We start from the raw sequence: 16,120 nt of genomic DNA, 5'->3' as shown, positions 1-16,120 counted from the left end.
GAGAGGTACCGGCCGCGACGGGCCGCCCGGTCCACGTAGCGGCGCCGGCCGCGGAGGACGCGACGGGCCGCCCGGCCCCGCGGGGAGGGCTGCGATGACGACGGTCGTGACGGAGGCGCGCCCGGGGGTCCGGGCGGCCGGGTGGGCGCTGGCCGCCCTCGGCGTGGCCACGCTGGCGATCGTGGCGCTGACCACGCCCTGGCGGGCCCTGCCCGCCGCGGCCCCGCCCGTCGCCCCGGACCCGGCCCGGGACTTCACCCCCGAGCAGATCGCCCGCTCCGAGGCCTTCGACGCCGTGCTCGGCGCGCCCGTCTACCTGTCGCTGGGCCTGACCCTGGTGGTGGCCGGGCTCCTGGTGGCCACCCCGCTGGGCGCGCGGCTGCTGGGCCGGCTGCGGGGGCCGTGGTGGCTGCGGGTGCTGCTCGGCGTCCTCGCGCTGTCGGCGGCGACGCAGATCCTGCGCTGGCCGCTGGGCATGTGGTCGGAGACCTACCTGCGCGAGTTCGGCCTGTCCACCCAGCACTGGCCGGACTGGACGGCCGACCGGCTCAAGAACATCGGCATCCAGGCCGGGCTGAGCGCGATCATGGTGCTCGCGGTGGTGGCGCTGGCGCGCCGCTACCGGCGCTGGTGGATCCCCGCGGCCGTCGGCGCGTTCGTGCTGACCGTGGCCGCCTCCTTCACCTACCCGGTGCTGATCGAGCCGGTCTTCAACGACTTCACGCCGATGCCCGCCGGCCAGCTCCGCGACGACCTGCTCGCCATGGCCGACCGTGACGGCGTGCCCGTCGAGGACGTCCTCGTCGCCGACGCCTCCCGGCGGACCACCGCGCTCAACGCCTACGTCTCCGGGTTCGGCGCGACCCGCAGGATCGTGGTCTACGACACGCTGCTGCGGGCCCCCGCGGACGAGGTCGAGCTGGTGGTCGCGCACGAGCTGGGCCACGCCAAGGCCGGTGACGTGCTGTACGGCACGCTCGTCGGCGGCCTGGGCGCGGCCTGCGGGGCGTGCCTGCTCTACCTGGTGACGTCCTGGGAGCCGGTACGGCGGCGCACCGGGATCGCCTCGGTGGCCGACCCGAGGGCGGCCGGCCTGCTCGTGGGGCTGCTGAGCCTGGCCACGGTCCTGTCCGGGCCGGCGCAGAACCTGGTCAGCAGGCACATCGAGGCCCGCGCCGACGCGCACGCGCTGGACCTGACCAGGGACCCGGCGGTGTTCGTGTCCATGCAGAAGCGGCTGTCGGTCACCAACATCTCGGACCTGTCGCCGGACGGCGTCGAATACGTGCTCTACGTCTCACATCCCACCGCGCCGCAGCGCATCGCCATGGCGCGTTCCTGGGCCCTGCTGAACGGCATGCAGGAGCCGTGAACCGTGCGCTGATCGTCACCAACGACTTCCCGCCCAGAGCCGGCGGCATCCAGTCGTTCGTGCACGGCCTGGCCGCCTGCCTCCCGCCGGACTCGGTGACCGTCTACGCCCCGCGCTGGCCCGGCTGCGAGGCGTTCGACGCGCGCCAGCCGTATCCGGTCGTGCGGCACCCCACCTCGCTGATGCTGCCCACGCGCGGGGTCGCCCGCCGGGCCGCGGAGCTGGTCGCCGAGTTCAAGTGCGACACCGTGGTGTTCGGGGCGGCGGCCCCGCTGGGCCTGCTGGCGCCCAGGATGCGCGCCGCCGGAGTGGACCGCGTCGTCATGGTCACCCACGGCCACGAGGCCTCCTGGGCCCAGGTCCCGCTCGCCCGCCGCCTGCTGGCCAGGATCGGCGGCCACGCCGACGTGGTCACCTACCTGGGCGACTACACCCGGCAGCGGCTGGCCCGGGTGATCCCCGACGGCAGGCTGGTACGGCTCGCGCCCGGCGTCGACACCGGGGTGTTCCGGCCGGACGCCGGCGGGGGACAGGTGCGCGCGGCACTGGGGCTGGGGGAGCGGCCGGTCGTGGTCTGTCTGTCGCGGCTGGTGCCGCGCAAGGGACAGGACGTCCTGCTGCGGGCCTGGCCCCAGGTGCTGCGGGCGGTGCCGGACGGCGTGCTGCTGCTCGTCGGCGGCGGGCCGTACCGCAGGACCCTGGAGCGGCTGGCCCGGCCGATGGGCGGCTCGGTCAGGATCACCGGGCCGGTGTCGGCGGCGTCGCTGCCCGCCCACCTCGCCGCCGGCGACGTGTTCGCCATGCCGTGCCGTACCCGGCTGGGCGGCATCGACGTGGAAGGGCTCGGCATCGTCTACCTGGAGGCCTCCGCCAGCGGGCTGCCGGTGGTGGCCGGCTCGTCGGGCGGGGCCCCCGACGCGGTGCTGCGGGGGGAGACCGGCCTGGTCGTGGACGGGACCTCCCCGGCGGAGGTGGCCGAGGCCCTCATCGGCCTGCTCGAAGATCCGGTGCGGGCCCGGGCGATGGGGGAGCGCGGCCGCGAGTGGGTCGCGCGCGAGTGGGACTGGGACCTCGTCGCCGCCCGCTTCGCCCGGCTGCTCGGATCGCCGCCCTCCTAGACGGGCCGGTCCGGGGCGGCCGGGCGGAGGCCGCTCAGGCGTCCGCCGCGCACGCCGGAGCGGACCGGCGGCGCGGCGTCAGCCGTACGGAGAGCGTCAGCCGTACAGGGGAGCGTCAGCCGTACGGGGAGAGCGTCAGTTGTACAGGGAGTCGATGTGCTTGGCGAAGTCGCGCATCACGATGTTGCGCTTGACCTTGAGGGTCGGGGTGAGGTGGCCGCTCTCCTCGCTGATGTCGCTGTCGAGCACCGCGAACCTCTTGATCTGCTCGGCCTTGGAGACCGATCGGTTGGCCCGGTCGACCGCCGTCTGCACCTCGGCCAGGATCGCCGGGTCGGCGCTGAGGTCGGCGAGGCCGGCCCCGGCCCTGCCGTTGGCCGCCTTCCACTGCTCCAGGGCCTCGGGGTCGAGGGTGATGATCGCCGCGACGTACGGGCGGTCGTCGCCGACCACCATCGCCTGGCTGATCAGCGGGTGGGCCCGGATGAGGTCCTCCATCGGCGCGGGGGCGACGTTCTTGCCCGCGGCGGTGACGAGGATCTCCTTCTTGCGGCCCGTGATGCGCAGGTATCCGTCCTTGTCGAGCTCGCCGACGTCGCCGGTGTGGAACCAGCCGTCGGCGTCGATCACCTCGGCGGTGGCCTTCTCGTCCTCCCAGTAGCCGCCGAAGATGTGACGGCCCTTCACCAGCACCTCACCGTCGTCGCCGATGCCGATCGTGACGCCGGGGAACGGCTTGCCGACAGTGCCGATCTTGTTGGCGCCCGGCATGTTGACCGCCGAGGGGGCGGAGGTCTCGGTCAGGCCCCAGCCCTCGAAGACCTCGATGCCCACGCCGCGGAAGAAGTGGGCCAGCCGCTCGCCCAGGGCCGAGCCGCCGGACACCGCGGCCGACAGCCTGCCTCCGGTGGCCGCGCGGAGCTTGCCGTACACCAGCTTGTCGAACAGGGCGTGTTTGACCTTGAGGCCGAGGCCGGGCCCGCCCGCCGACTGCGCCCGGCTCCAGGCGATGGCGGTGGCGGCGGCGGCGTGGAAGATCTTGCCCTTGCCGTCGCCCGCGGCCTTCTGCTCGGCGCCGTTGTAGACCTTCTCGAACACCCGGGGCACGCCCAGCAGGAACGTCGGCCGGAAGCCCTGCAGGTCGGGGGCGACGTTCTTCATGTTGGGGGTGTGCGCGAGCACTGTGCCCGTCTCGACCAGCACGACCTGGATCATGCGGGCGAAGACGTGCGCGAGCGGCAGGAACAGCAGCGCCGCCCGGCCGTCCACGGTGAACAGCTGGTCCAGCGGGCCCGCCGCCACGTTCCTGGCGGTGAACAGCAGGTTGTCGTGGGACAGGGCGCAGCCCTTGGGCCGGCCGGTGGTGCCCGAGGTGTAGACGATGGTGGCCAGGTCGGCGACGCCGCGGCCGGTCCTGCGCCCGGTCAGCGTCTCGTCGGAGACCTCGGCGCCGTCGGCGCCCAGCCCGTCGAGCGCGCCGTCGTCGATGCGCCACAGGTGCTTGAAGCCGGGCAGCTCGGTCAGCGCCTCGCGGAGGGTCTCCTCGTGTGACTCCAGCTCCACGAAGGCGGCCTCCGCCCCGCTGTTGGCGACGATCCACCTGACCTGGTCGGCGGAGGAGGTCTCGTAGATCGGCACGCTGACCGCGCCGGCGGCCCAGATCGCGTAGTCGATCACGGTCCACTCGTAGCGGGTGCGTGACATCAGGGCGATCCGGTCACCGGGCTCGATCCCGGCCGCGATCAGCCCCTTAGCGACCGCGGCGACCTGGTCGCGGAACTCCCCGGCGGTGACGGCGACCCAGGCGTCGCCGACCTTGCGGCGCAGGCAGACGGTGCCCGGCTCCCGCTCGGCGCGCTGGAACACCGTGTCGGTCAGGTTGGCGGAGGCGGGGACATCCACCAGTACGGGGACGCTGTACTCGCGCACGGGTCACTCCTGAAGACGCACGGATCGATGGGCTGCCTGGAAGTTATCGCGATAAGTTACGCGCGGGTAGATCCGTTACCCAGGCGTTGCCGGGGGCGATTTCACGGTATCAGCCTCGTCTTGCGGCCCCCCCGAGCTGACCTTCCGCCACCGATGTCGCATCTGAGTTGTTACTTATGTCCGTATTTAACGGTTGGTTAGGATGTCCGGCATGCGGGTTCATGTCGTCAGCGATGTGCACGGGAAGGCCGACGCCCTGGCGCGTGCGGGGGAGGGCGCCGACGCGCTCGTCTGCCTGGGCGACCTGATCCTGTTCATCGACTACGACGACCACTCCCAGGGCATCTTCCCCGAGCTGTTCGGGCGGGAGAAGGCCACCCGGTTCATCGCGCTGCGCACGGCCAAGCGGTTCGACGAGGCGCGGGCGATGTCGGCGGAGCTGTGGGCGTCGCTGGACGGCGACCCCCGCGACCACATCGAGCGCTCCGTCCGCCGGCAGTACCGCGAGATCTTCGCCGCCATGCCGACCCCGGCCTATCTCACCCACGGCAACGTGGACCTGCCGCGCTACTGGCCCGAATACCTCAGGGATGGCCACCACGTGCTCGACGGGCAGACCGTGGAGATCGGCGGGCTCCGCTTCGGTTTCGTCGGGGGCGGGCTGCGCACGCCGTACCGGACGCCGAACGAGATCGACGACGAGGAGTTCGCGCGCAAGGTCGAGGCCGTGGGAGAGGTGGACGTGCTGTGCTGCCACATCCCGCCGGCCGTCCCCGAGCTGCTCTACGACGTGGTCGCCCGGCGCTTCGAGCGGGGCAGCGAGGCCACGCTGGAGGCGATCAAGCGGACCCAGCCGCGTTACGCCCTGTTCGGCCACGTGCACCAGCCCCTGGCCGCCCGCACGCGCATCGGCAGGACCGAGTGCCTCAACGTCGGCCACTTCCGCGGCAGGGGAGTCCCTTTCGTGCTGGAGTGGTGAGCCAGACGTTCGCCTGGGAACGATGAACGAGTACGGTAACCCCATGGCTGATCGCACCACTTCGAGCATCATGATCGGCGCCGGCCGATCGCCCATCATGACGGTGATCGCCGACTTCGCCTCATACCCGGAGTGGGCGGGTCAGGTGAAGTCCGCGCGGGTCCTGTCCACCGACGAGGACGGACGCCCGGCGACGGTCCGGTTCGTCCTGGACGCCGGCGTGATCAGCGACGAATACACCCTGGCCTACACCTGGCACGGCGAGGACTCCGTCGGCTGGAACATCGCCGAGGCGGGGAAGATGGTCTCCGGGCTCACCGGGAGTTACCGCCTGACCGACGGGGGCAGTGGCACCGAGGTGACGTACGAACTCGCCGTGGACCTCAAGGTCCCGATGATCGGCATGATCAAGCGGAAGGCGGAGAAGGTCATCATCGACACCGCCCTGAAGGGGCTGAAGAAGCGCGTCGAGGCCTCGTGAGGGAGCCGGGCGGACGCTCCCGCCGGGCCGGGGCCGCGCCGGCCGGCGGGGAGGGCGTGTGAGCAGGGTCCTGCTGTTCACCGGCAAGGGCGGCGTCGGCAAGACGACCGCCGCGGCCGCCACCGCCACGCTCGCGGCCCGGTCGGGGCACAAGACGCTGGTGGTCTCCACCGACACCGCGCACTCGCTCGCCGACGCGCTCGGCGCGAGCGCCGGCGACGGGCCCACCGAGGTCTCGCCCGGCCTCTACCTGCACCAGGTCGACACCCAGCAGGCGCTGGAGCGTCAGTGGGGCGAGCTGCGCGACTACACCCGGGGCCTGTTCGCCGAGCTGGGCCTGGACGAGGTCACCGCCGAGGAGATCACGGTCCTGCCGGGCGCCGACGAGGTCATCGCCCTGCTGGAGCTGCGCGAGCAGGCCCGCAGTGGCCGCTGGGACGTCATCGTCGTCGACTGCGCGCCCACCGCCGAGACGCTCCGGCTGCTCGCCCTGCCCGAGGCCCTCGACTGGCACGTCAACCGGCTGCTGCCGGTCGGCCGGCGGCTGCTGCGCACCCTCTCCCCGCTGATCCGCCGGGTGGCGCAGGTCAGCGTGCCCGAGGACCACGTGGTCGGCGCGGGGGAGCGCCTCCACCGGGGCCTGCTGGAGGTCCGCGAGCTGCTCACCGGTCCCGACGCCAGCGTCCGGCTGGTGCTCACCCCCGAGGCCGTCGTGCTGGCCGAGGCCCGCCGTACGCTCACCTCCCTCAGCCTGTACGGCTACCGCGTCGACGCGGTGATCGCCAACCGGGTCTTCCCGGCCGAGGGCGCCGACCCGTGGCGGCGGCGGTGGGTGGAGGCCCAGGCCAGGCACCTGGCCGACGTCGAGCAGTCCTTCGCCCCGCTGCCCATCCACACCGTGCCCTACCTGGACGCCGAGCCCGTCGGCGCCGCCGCCCTCGCCCAGGTCGCCGAGGCCATGTACGGCCAGGGCGACCCCTTCGCCCCGCCCACCGTGGACCCGCCGCTGCGGATCACCCCCGAGGGCGAGCTGATCCTGGCCCTGCCGCTCGCCGAGAAGGGCGAGGTGGACCTGGCCCGCAAGGGCGACGAGCTGATCGTCGACGCGGGCCCCTACCGCCGGGTCCTGGCCCTGCCCGCCGCCCTGGCCCGCAGGCCCGTGCGAGAGGCCGTGCTCCGTGACGGCCTTCTCCGGGTACGGTTCCAGACGGGAGGGCCTGATGACTGAGAAGACCGAAAAGACCGACAAGCCCGGCAGCGACAGAGACCCGTTGGGCAGCGCGGCCGAAGAGGCGTTCAAGCTCTTCGACACGCTCCAGCAGAGAGCGGCCAGGGAGCTGCGCAAAAACCTGATCAAGGGCACGATGACCGGGTTCGGCAGCGCTTTCTCCAGCGGCACCGGCCGTGGCGGCGGCCGGGACGTATGGGAGGAGGCGGTCTCCGAGCATGACGAATACATCTGCCGGGCCTGCCCCGTCTGCCGGGCCATGGCCGCCCAGCGCGAGTCCGGCGGAGCGGTCGCCGACCACCTGATGCAGGCCGGCAGCGAGCTGTTCGCCGCGTTCAAGTCGGCCGTCGACGGACTCAACAAGCCCACGCCCGGGCAGCGGGCGCGGGAGCGCGGCAGGGAAGAGACCCCCGTGGAGCACATCGACCTGGGGTGAGCCCAGGGGGAGACCTGGGGCGGACCCAGGGGAAAAGGGTGGACAATGGCGCTGACCATCGGCGTTGACATCGGCGGGACCAAGGTCGCGGCGGGCGTCGTGGACGAGGACGGCCGGATCGTCGAGCATCTTCTGCGGCCCACCCCGGCCACCAACCCCGAAAAGGTCGCCGAGACGATCGCCGAGGCCGTCCGGGAGCTGTCCAAGGGCAGGGAGATCGAGGCCGTGGGTCTCGGCGCCGCCGGGTTCGTCGACGAGACCCGGTCCATCGTGCACTTCGCGCCCAACCTGGCCTGGCGCGAGGAGCCGCTGCAGAAGAAGGTCTCCGACCTCGTCGGCCTGCCCGTCGTGGTGGAGAACGACGCCAACGCGATGGCCTGGGGCGAGGCCAAGTTCGGCGCCGGGCGCGGTGAGAGCCACCTGGTCTGCGTGACCATCGGCACCGGCATCGGCGGCGGGATGATCTTCGACGGCTCGCTCTACCGGGGCCGCTGGGGCATGGGCGCCGAGCTCGGTCACATGCAGGTGGTCCCCGAGGGGCGCCTGTGCGGGTGCGGCAACCTCGGCTGCTGGGAGCAGTACGCCAGCGGCAACGCCCTGGTCGCCGAGGCCAAGGCGATCGCCGAGGCCGACCCGGCGCGCGCCGCCAGACTGCTGGAGATCGCCGGCGGCACTCCCGGGCACATCGAGGGCCAGGAGGTCACCGAGGCGGCCAGGCAGGGAGACCCGGCCGCGCTGGCCGCCTTCTCCACGATGGCCGACTGGCTGGCCCAGGGCCTGAACGATCTCGCCGCCATCCTCGACCCCGGGTGCTTCATCCTGGGCGGCGGCGTCTCGCGCGCCGCCGACCTCTGGATCGACCAGGTCCGCGAGGCCTACGCCCGCAACCTGACCGGCCGGGGGCACCGGCCCGTGGCCGACATCCGCCTGGCCGAGCTGGGCGCGTCGGCGGGCCTGGTCGGCGCGGCGGACCTCGCCCGGAGCCGCTGAGGCGCTGCTCCGGGCGCCGGAGGACGTCGAGGTGGGGTCATGCGCGCACCGGAGCACCGGGAGGCGTGGCGGATCCCGCCGGAGGCGTTGAGGCGGTGCTTCCGCGCGCCGGAAGCGGTGGAGGTGCTGCTTCCGCGCGCCGGAGGCGGTGAGGCGGTGCTTCCGCGCGCTGAAGGTGTTGAGGTGCTGGCCCCTGCGCCGGAGGCGGTGGAGGTGCCGCCCTCTGCGCCGGAGGCGGTGAGGCGGTGCTCTCACGCGCCGGAGGCTGGAGTCGTGGTGGGGGCCCTGGTACGCCGGGGTCCGCGCGGTTACGCTCACGGCAGGTTCATCGCGTTTCATGGCGTTTTGTCGGGTGAGGCAGCCGTGGTGCTCAGAGTCGCCAGCTACAACGTGCGCTCCATGAAAGACGACGTCGCCGCGCTGGGGCGGGTGATCACCGCGCTCCACGCCGACGTGCTCTGCGTGCAGGAGGCTCCCCGGTTCCTGTGCTGGCGCCGCCGGCGCAGGCGGCTGGCAGCCTCCGGTGGGCTCACCGTGGCGGCGGGCCGCCGTCCGGGCGGGGTGGCCGTGCTGGTCGGCCCGGGCGTGCGGCTGCTGCACGGCGAGGGGCACCTGCTGAAGCCCTTCTTCGGCCTGGAGCGGCGGGCGATCGCGATCGCCGTGGTGGAGGCCGGAGGACAGCGGGTGGCCGTCGGCTCCGTCCACCTCGACCTCCACGAGGGCGCCCGGCTGCACCACGCGGGGGAGGCGCTGGCCCTGCTGCGGGCCGCCGCCGACCGGTTCGGCGCGCTGCCGCTGCTCGCCGGGGACATCAACGAGCACTCCGAGGGTCCGGCCTGGCGGCATCTGGCCGGGCACCTGACCGACTGCTACCCGGTCTCGCCGCGCGGTGACGGCTTCACCTTCCCCGCCCGGGGGCCCAGACACCGCATCGACGCGATCTTCGCGGTGGCCGGGCTCCCGGTCCTCTCCTGCGGCGGGGCCGAGGCCGACCCGGCCGATCTGGCGGCGGCCACCGACCATCTGCCGGTGGTCGCCGAACTGGGCGGCCCGCTCCCCCGGGACGGCGAGCACCCGGAGCGCGTCCACGGCCGGAGCAGCGCGCGCGAGGAGGCGGAGCGCCCGGAGCCTCCCGGCGATCGGTAGGCAGGTCGGCACGGGGGCGAGCGTCCTGGCGGCCGTCGCGTGGGCGGGGGCGCCTGGGGTGTCCCGGGTGGCCGGCGGGCACGAGGACGCGGGGCGCCTGGAGCGTCTGGAGTGTCCCGGTGGGGTGGGGTCTGCGACCGTGCCGGCGTCCGGCCGGGTGCTCCGCCGGGACGGCAACCTGGGGGAGCGGCATACGCCGGCCGATCGTGGCCCTTACCATTTGAACATGACCCGTCGCCTTCCGCGGCGTGCGCTGGCGCTGTGCGTGGGAGGCCTGCTCCTGCTGTCCTCGCGCCTGCCCGCCGCCCACGCCGAGCCTGTCAGCCCGCCCGCGGTGGAGGCGTGGCAGACGCCGACCAGCGCGCGGCTGAGCAGCGACGGGTCGCTGTCGGACGTGGCCGGGGCCTCGGCCACCAGCGTCTGGGCGGTGGGCCAGCAGAGCGTCTGGGACATCTGGCAGAGCCGCGGCGCGATCACCCACTGGGACGGCGCGAGTTGGACCGAGGTCGGCATCCGCAACGACCCCACCGGGGCGGCGCTGCTGCGCTCGGTCGCGGCAGCCTCCCCGACCGAGCTGTGGGCCGTCGGCGAGGGCCACGACAGCCTCCCCTACCTGGCCAGGGGCGACGGGACGGGCTTCGACCGGGTCACCGTCGACAGCATGCGCGTGGGCGACTGGCTGGGCGGGGTGGCGGCCGCCCCGGACCGGATGGTCGCGGTCGGCCGCCGCGACAGGCAGCCGCTCGTCGTCAGCGGCGGCGGCAGCGGCAAATGGAAGATCACCCAGCTCAAGGGGAAGGGCACGCTGTACGGCGTGGCCCTGGCCGGCAAGAGCGAGGGGTGGGCGGTGGGCGACACCGGCGGCAGGCCGCTGATCACGAGGCTGTCCGGCGGGCGCTGGAAGCCCTACCAGATCCCGGACATCCCCGGCGGCTACCTGCGCGACATCCACCTCGACGGGTCGAAGCGGGCGCTGGCCGTCGGCGGCGTCTACGACGACTCCGGCAGGGCCCGTCCGCTGATCCTGTCCTGGAACGGCAAGAAGTGGTCCCAGGTGACCCCGCCCGACGGCGACGTGCGCCTGTACGGCGTGACGGGCGACGGCAAGGGCCACTTCTGGATCTCCGGAGTGGACCTGGAGCAGCCCGGCGAGGCGTTCCTGCTCCGCTACGACGGCCACACGGTCAGGGCGCTGCGCGGCGCCGCCACCGTCGCCCAGCGGACGGTCAGGCTCCAGTCGGTGACCTACCTGCCGGGCACCGGCACGGTGCTGACCGTGGGCCACGTGGTCGACGCCAGCGGCCGCTACACCGACGTGATCGAGCGGCTCGGCACGTCGGGGCGGGCCAAGCCGTAGCGTCAGATGACCGCGCCGTCGTCCCAGCCGGAGTCGTTGGGCGGGCCGTCGCCCATCCGCACCACCAGCGCCACGAAGCCGCCGATGAACGCCGCGACCGCGGTGAACAGCATCCAGCCCTGCAGGTTCCAGTTCAGGGCGGCGCTGAGCAGCAGGTAGGCCGGGCCACCGAAAAGGGCCAGCCAAGCGATCTTGGTGGTGGTGTCCGTCTTGGGCAGCGGGGGCGGCGGCGGGGGCACGTAGTGACCCTCGTCGTCGGGGTCCGTCTGCTCGGGGCCGGCGTCGGAGAAGTCCTCCTCGACCGGCGGGGGCCTGTCCTCGTCCGACTGCTTGACCACCCGTCGGGGAGGCTCGGAGGGCAGGTTCTCGCTGTCGGGCCACGGCTGGTCGGCCGAGTCGCGTACAGCGGTGTCGTTGAAGGACGCGACGATCTGACGCCAGACCTCGTCCTCATCGCTTTGAGGTGTCACTTAGCTGGGCTCGTTACTCATCGGCCGGCCACTTCCTCCTGGAAACCGCGCATCCCCCACCCGTGATCAGTCTCTCTGCAAGGGTACCGAGGTGTTCGCGTGGACGAACTCCAGGCTCCCGGTAAAGATCTGATCCGCGTCATTGTCGAGCGTCGCGACGTGGTAGCTGTCGTTGAGCTCCACCACATTAAGATTCCCCCCGCTCAGCCTCTCACGCAGAATACGCACACTGGTCGGTTTCACCACATGGTCCTGCGGGCTGTGGAAGACCAGCACCGGCTGGGTGACCTTGCCCAGCTCCGCCTGGGTCAGCGCCCACAGCCGGGGAAGGGTGGCCGCGGCCCTGACCGGTGTGCGTGTGTAGCCTAGCTCGGTCGCCCCCTCCTTCTTGATGTCGCCCGCCACGCCCGGCACCGACGGGACCACCAGCCGCAGCAGCGGCGCCAGTCTGAGCAGCGGCACGTCGTTGGCGACCGACGGGTTGACGATCACCAGTCCCCTGATCCCCGCCCCGTGGACCTGGGCCAGCCGCAGCGCCATGCACCCGCCCAGCGACAGGCCCATCACGAAGACCTCGGAGCAGCGGCCCCGCAGGTCCGCCAGGGTCCTGTCCAGCTCGGCGTACCAGTCTTCCCAGCGGGTGCGGCTCATCTCCTGCCAGGTGGTGCCGTGGCCGGGCAGCCGGGGCAGCGCCACGGTCAGGCCCGCCGCGGCCAGGTGTTCGCCCCACGGGCGCAGCGACTGGGGCGATCCGGTGAATCCATGGCAGAGCAGGACCCCGATCTGACCACCTTTATGGTGGTACGGCTCCGCGCCGGGCATGACTGGCATCGCAGCTCCTTGTAAGGTTCGCCCGATCGTCGCACGAGTGGGGCGTATTTTGCGAGAGGTCGATTTGAGTGGTTTCGCGGTGTAGTTGGTCGGCGCCGGAGGTGCGAAGATAACTTCAGGTCCCGCCTGTCAACCGAAGGAGCCTCACGTGTTCTACTGGGTGGTGAAGGCCATCCTCTGGCCCTTCCTCCATCTCGTCTTCCGCCCGTGGGCGGAGGGCGTGAAGAACGTGCCCAAGGAGGGTCCGGTAATCCTGGCGGGCAACCACCTGTCATTCGCCGACCATTTCTTCGGGGCACTCTTCCTGCCGCGCAAGGTGATCTCTCTCGGCAAGTCCGACTACTTCACCGGCCGTGGCCTCAAGGGCGTCCTCAGCCGGGCCTTCTTCAGCGGCGTGGGCACCGTCCCGATCGACCGCTCGGGCGGCAAGGCCAGCGAGGCGGCGCTCCGCACCGGCAAGCGCATCCTCAGCGAGGGCCAGGTGCTCGCCATCTACCCCGAGGGCACCCGCTCCCACGACGGCCGCCTCTACAAGGGCAAGACCGGGGTGGCCCGGCTGGCGCTGGAGGCGCGGGTGCCGGTCGTCCCGTGGGCGATGGTCAACACCTTCGAGATGATGCCCCCCGGCCGTCCCGTGCCCAAGCTGGGCATCCGCCCGGGGGTGAGGTTCGGCAAGCCGCTCGACTTCTCCCGCTACTACGGGATGGAGGAGGACCGCCTCGTCCTGCGCGCCGTCACCGACGAGATCATGTACGCGCTGATGGAGCTGTCCGGCCAGGAATACGTCGACAAATACGCCGCGAGCGCCAAGGTCGAGGCCGCCCGCGCCGCCAAGGAGGCCGGCAGGCGCCGCTGACGGTTCCAGGGCCCGTCCGGTTGGCGGTCCCCGGTCCCGTCGGGCCTGACCGGACGGAGGTCTCCGGATCCGCTCCCGCCGTAGAACAGGCCGGCCGTCCCGGCAATGCCGGGGGAGAGGAACCCGATCGGCGGCGTGCCCACGATGCCGCCCAGGCCGTGCGCGCCGCCCCACCTCCAGGGTGTCGTCGTAGCCGAGGACGAGCCCGTAGGCGGGCCGCGGGACGGTCACCAGACTGATCGAGCCGGAGCTCACGAAGAGCGTGCCGAAGACGTTCTTCGAACGGACCATGCCGCCGTACGTAGAAGGAAGCAGGCGAGCCCCGGGGGCATCAGCGGCGCCGGGGCGGTGCTCACCGGCGCTCAGGTGGAATCGCCGGTATTCAATCCGGTGGGCGCCGTCGCACCTCGCTCAGGGCTGCTTCCGCTGTGCCGGTCAATGACCGGAAGCGCTCATGGCGAAACGCCGTATCAGATGATTTCGGCGCTAATAAAACAGTTAAAGCGGAGATGGGTAACAAATAGGTATTAGCTGGATTTAAGGCACTTCTGCCTGGTGGTCCGTAGACCGGCCCGGGAATGACCGGCCGGGACGGCTCCACTCGGCCGGTCGCCGCCGAACGAGGAGAATCCGGGAAGGCCGACGTGACATCGACGGAGTTCCGGCCCCTTACCGGCGCAGGCTCTGGCGGCGTCCCCCGTCAGATGGCCGGGCGGCCGTGGAGGCCGGGACGCGGCACCGGGACGGACCCGGGCGGAGGATGCCCGGTGAGGGGTCAGCGGGTCGACTCGCGGACGACCAGCTCCGGCTGGAACATGATCTGCTGGTGCGCGTGGGACTCCGGGTTGTCGCACTCGTCGAGCAGCAGCTCGGTGGCGACCCGGCCCAGCCGGTGGGTCGGCTGCCGGATCGAGCTGAGCGAGACCGCCGAGGCCGAGGCGAAGTCGATGTCGTCGTAGCCGATGAGCGCGACGTCCTCGGGCACCCGGACACCCGCCTGGAGCAGCCCGCGCAGCACGCCGAGGGCCAGCAGGTCGTTGGCGCAGAACACGGCGTCCGGCAGTCGCCCCTCGAAGATCATTTTCTCGGCCGCCGCCTGACCCGCCCTGGCGTTCATCGCGTCCGTCTCGATCTCCGCCAGCACCTCTCCCGGGTCGCGGCCCGCCGTCGCCAGCGCCCGCTCGGCCCCGGTCCGCCGGTCGAGGCACTGGCGGATCGTGAGCGGCCCGGTGACGTAGGTGATCCGCCCGGCCCCGCCGCTCAGCAGGTGGGAGACCGCCAGGGCACCGCCGGTGACGTCGTTGACCGTGACGGAGCACTGGTCGGCCCGCTCGGCGGGGTGGTCCACCAGCACCACGCTGATGCCGTGCTCCCTGAGCTGGTCGAGCCTGGTGGGGTTGGCCCCCGCCGGGGTGATGAGCACCCCCCGGACCCGCTGCTCGGCGAAGACCAGCAGGTTGCGCTCCTCCTTGAGCCGGTCGCCCGAGGAGTTGCCCAGGATCACCGCGTATCCGCGCTCGCTGGCCCCCTCCTCCACGCCCGCCGCCACGTCGGTGAAGAACGGGTTGCCGATGTCGATGACCGACAGGCCGATGGTGCGGCTGTGCCCGGCCCGCAGGCTGGAGGCCGAACCGTGACGGACGAACGCGAGCTCGCGGATGGCCCCCTCCACCCGCACGCGCGTGGATTCGGCGACCTTCTCGGGCCGGTTGAGCACGTTGGACACCGTGCCGGGGGAGACGCCGGCACGTGCCGCGACATCCTTGATGCTCACCGAACCCATGAGCATCGATTAAAACGTAACAAACCCCGGTGCGCCAATCATGGCGTCAGCGCTCCGGACGGCTCGGCCACGGGTTCCGTCCGGGGGTCCGCGCCGGTGACGGGCGACAGGCCGGCCAGCAGGTCCCGCGCGGCCTTGAGGTGCTCGGCCACCTGGGCGGATTCGCCGCCCTCGTGGGCGTTGAAGTGCCACACGCGGATGTCCTTGGGGCCCGCGTGGTGGTTGTAGGCGGCGAAGACGGTGGAGGCGGGGGTGACGTCGTCGCGCAGGCCCACCGAGAAGAGGGCGGGGGTGGTGTTGCGGGCGGCGAAGTTCATGCCGTCGAAGTGGTCGAGAGTGGCGAAGACCTGGTCGAGGCGGTGCCGGTGGTTCTTGAGGAAGCGGCCGATCTCGGCGTAGGGCTCCTCGTCGGTGATCTCGGCGGCGCGTCGGATGTGGGACATGAACGGCACGTCGATGAAGGCGAACAGCAGGTCCGGGACCAGGGTGCTGACGGCCATCGCCAGGGCGCCGCCCTGGCTGCCGCCCGAGACCACGACGCGGGAGGGGTCCACCAGCGGGTGGGCGCGGGCGGCCTCGACGGCGCGGACGCCGTCGGCGTACAGGCGGCGGTAGTAGTAGTCGTCGGGGTCGAGCACGCCCTGGGTGAGCTTGCCGTGGACCTGGCCCCAGGTGCCGCCGACCGGGTCGGCGGTCTCGCCCGCGCGCCAGCCGCCGCCCTGCCCCCGGGAGTCCATCACGAGGACCGCCCACCCGGCCACCGGCCAGGTCAGCCAGTCGTGCGGCACGCCCCGGCCGCCGTTGTAGCCGATGTACTGCACCACGCACGGCAGCGGCCCCTCGGTCGCGGCGGGGACCAGCAGCCAGCCCCGGATCTCGTGCCCGCCGAAGCCCGCGTAGCGGACGTCGAAGCAGCGCACCAGCGCCAGGTCCGTCTCCACCTCGGCGAAGACGGGGGCCAGGTCATGCAGCCGCGTCTCAGCCAGGGTCCGCTCCCAGAAGGCGTCGAACCCGGCGGGTTCCCGGCGCTCGGGGCGGTAGTTCCTGAGCTGTTCGAGGGGCATGTCGACGAACAAGAAATCTCCCGACGGTGAGTCGTTCCTCGGAGAGGCCGAGATGGGTCGATGGCGTCCGGGCGGCCCGG

The 16,120-nt window shown here is 72.4% G+C and carries 15 protein-coding genes; 10 read left to right on the top strand and 5 right to left on the bottom strand.

What is annotated here, in order from left to right:
• Positions 1 to 94 precede the first annotated feature (94 nt).
• Both ACZ6R6_RS34015 and ACZ6R6_RS34010 read left to right on the top strand, forming a co-directional pair.
• Positions 95 to 1,372, top strand: a complete 1,278-nt coding sequence (locus ACZ6R6_RS34015; RefSeq protein ID WP_470100349.1) for a M48 family metallopeptidase — start codon at positions 95 to 97, stop codon at positions 1,370 to 1,372.
• Positions 1,369 to 2,490 carry a glycosyltransferase family 4 protein gene (locus tag ACZ6R6_RS34010; protein ID WP_470100347.1) on the top strand — a complete coding sequence of 374 codons (1,122 nt, stop codon included), beginning with the start codon at positions 1,369 to 1,371 and terminating at the stop codon, positions 2,488 to 2,490. The genes ACZ6R6_RS34015 and ACZ6R6_RS34010 overlap by 4 nt, the downstream gene beginning before the upstream one ends.
• 135 nt (positions 2,491 to 2,625) lie before the next feature.
• Here the strand turns inward: ACZ6R6_RS34010 and ACZ6R6_RS34005 are convergent, their stop codons facing one another.
• Positions 2,626 to 4,419 carry an AMP-dependent synthetase/ligase gene (locus ACZ6R6_RS34005; RefSeq protein ID WP_470100345.1) on the bottom strand — a complete coding sequence of 598 codons (1,794 nt, stop codon included), beginning with the start codon at positions 4,417 to 4,419 and terminating at the stop codon, positions 2,626 to 2,628.
• 211 nt (positions 4,420 to 4,630) lie between these two features.
• Here ACZ6R6_RS34005 and ACZ6R6_RS34000 point away from each other — a divergent pair, with 211 nt between their 5' ends.
• From ACZ6R6_RS34000 to ACZ6R6_RS33970, 7 genes are all read left to right on the top strand, one after another.
• The gene (locus ACZ6R6_RS34000) at positions 4,631 to 5,398 is read left to right on the top strand and encodes a metallophosphoesterase family protein (protein WP_470100343.1); all 768 of its coding nucleotides are present in this window, start codon (positions 4,631 to 4,633) and stop codon (positions 5,396 to 5,398) included.
• A 43-nt stretch (positions 5,399 to 5,441) separates the two neighbouring features.
• Positions 5,442 to 5,879 carry an SRPBCC family protein gene (locus ACZ6R6_RS33995; protein ID WP_306857615.1) on the top strand — a complete coding sequence of 146 codons (438 nt, stop codon included), beginning with the start codon at positions 5,442 to 5,444 and terminating at the stop codon, positions 5,877 to 5,879.
• Between the two features lie 58 nt (positions 5,880 to 5,937).
• Positions 5,938 to 7,107, top strand: a complete 1,170-nt coding sequence (locus ACZ6R6_RS33990; protein ID WP_470100341.1) for an ArsA family ATPase — start codon at positions 5,938 to 5,940, stop codon at positions 7,105 to 7,107.
• Positions 7,100 to 7,543 (top strand): hypothetical protein, encoded by a 444-nt coding sequence (locus ACZ6R6_RS33985; protein WP_470100339.1) that lies wholly within the window; start codon positions 7,100 to 7,102, stop codon positions 7,541 to 7,543. The genes ACZ6R6_RS33990 and ACZ6R6_RS33985 overlap by 8 nt, the downstream gene beginning before the upstream one ends.
• Before the next feature lie 45 nt (positions 7,544 to 7,588).
• Positions 7,589 to 8,533, top strand: coding sequence for an ROK family glucokinase (locus ACZ6R6_RS33980; RefSeq protein ID WP_470100337.1), 945 nt, complete (start codon positions 7,589 to 7,591; stop codon positions 8,531 to 8,533).
• A gap of 363 nt (positions 8,534 to 8,896) precedes the next feature.
• A complete protein-coding gene (locus ACZ6R6_RS33975; RefSeq protein WP_470100335.1) occupies positions 8,897 to 9,679 on the top strand; it encodes an endonuclease/exonuclease/phosphatase family protein in 783 nt (260 codons plus the stop codon).
• 226 nt (positions 9,680 to 9,905) lie between these two features.
• Positions 9,906 to 11,036, top strand: a complete 1,131-nt coding sequence (locus ACZ6R6_RS33970) for a hypothetical protein (RefSeq protein WP_470100333.1) — start codon at positions 9,906 to 9,908, stop codon at positions 11,034 to 11,036.
• 2 nt (positions 11,037 to 11,038) lie between these two features.
• On the opposite strand, the gene ACZ6R6_RS33965 is transcribed toward ACZ6R6_RS33970, so the two are convergent.
• Positions 11,039 to 11,506, bottom strand: a complete 468-nt coding sequence (locus ACZ6R6_RS33965; protein WP_470100331.1) for a hypothetical protein — start codon at positions 11,504 to 11,506, stop codon at positions 11,039 to 11,041.
• A 66-nt stretch (positions 11,507 to 11,572) separates the two neighbouring features.
• Positions 11,573 to 12,337, bottom strand: coding sequence for an alpha/beta hydrolase (locus tag ACZ6R6_RS33960; RefSeq protein ID WP_470100329.1), 765 nt, complete (start codon positions 12,335 to 12,337; stop codon positions 11,573 to 11,575).
• A 148-nt stretch (positions 12,338 to 12,485) separates the two neighbouring features.
• Between ACZ6R6_RS33960 and ACZ6R6_RS33955 the strand changes: the two genes are divergently transcribed.
• Positions 12,486 to 13,193, top strand: a complete 708-nt coding sequence (locus ACZ6R6_RS33955; RefSeq protein WP_306857627.1) for a lysophospholipid acyltransferase family protein — start codon at positions 12,486 to 12,488, stop codon at positions 13,191 to 13,193.
• A gap of 775 nt (positions 13,194 to 13,968) precedes the next feature.
• Here the strand turns inward: ACZ6R6_RS33955 and ACZ6R6_RS33950 are convergent.
• Entirely contained in the window at positions 13,969 to 14,976 is a 1,008-nt protein-coding gene (locus tag ACZ6R6_RS33950) for a LacI family DNA-binding transcriptional regulator (RefSeq protein WP_470100384.1), read from the bottom strand.
• 38 nt (positions 14,977 to 15,014) lie between these two features.
• The gene (locus ACZ6R6_RS33945; RefSeq protein WP_470100327.1) at positions 15,015 to 16,052 is read right to left on the bottom strand and encodes an acetylxylan esterase; all 1,038 of its coding nucleotides are present in this window, start codon (positions 16,050 to 16,052) and stop codon (positions 15,015 to 15,017) included.
• Between the last annotated feature and the right edge of the window lie 68 nt (positions 16,053 to 16,120).

The sequence above is a fragment of the Streptosporangium sp. NPDC048886 genome (assembly GCF_055586905.1).
The sequence above is the reverse complement of the archived record's forward strand: the minus strand, read 5'-3'. Positions and strand labels throughout refer to the sequence as shown.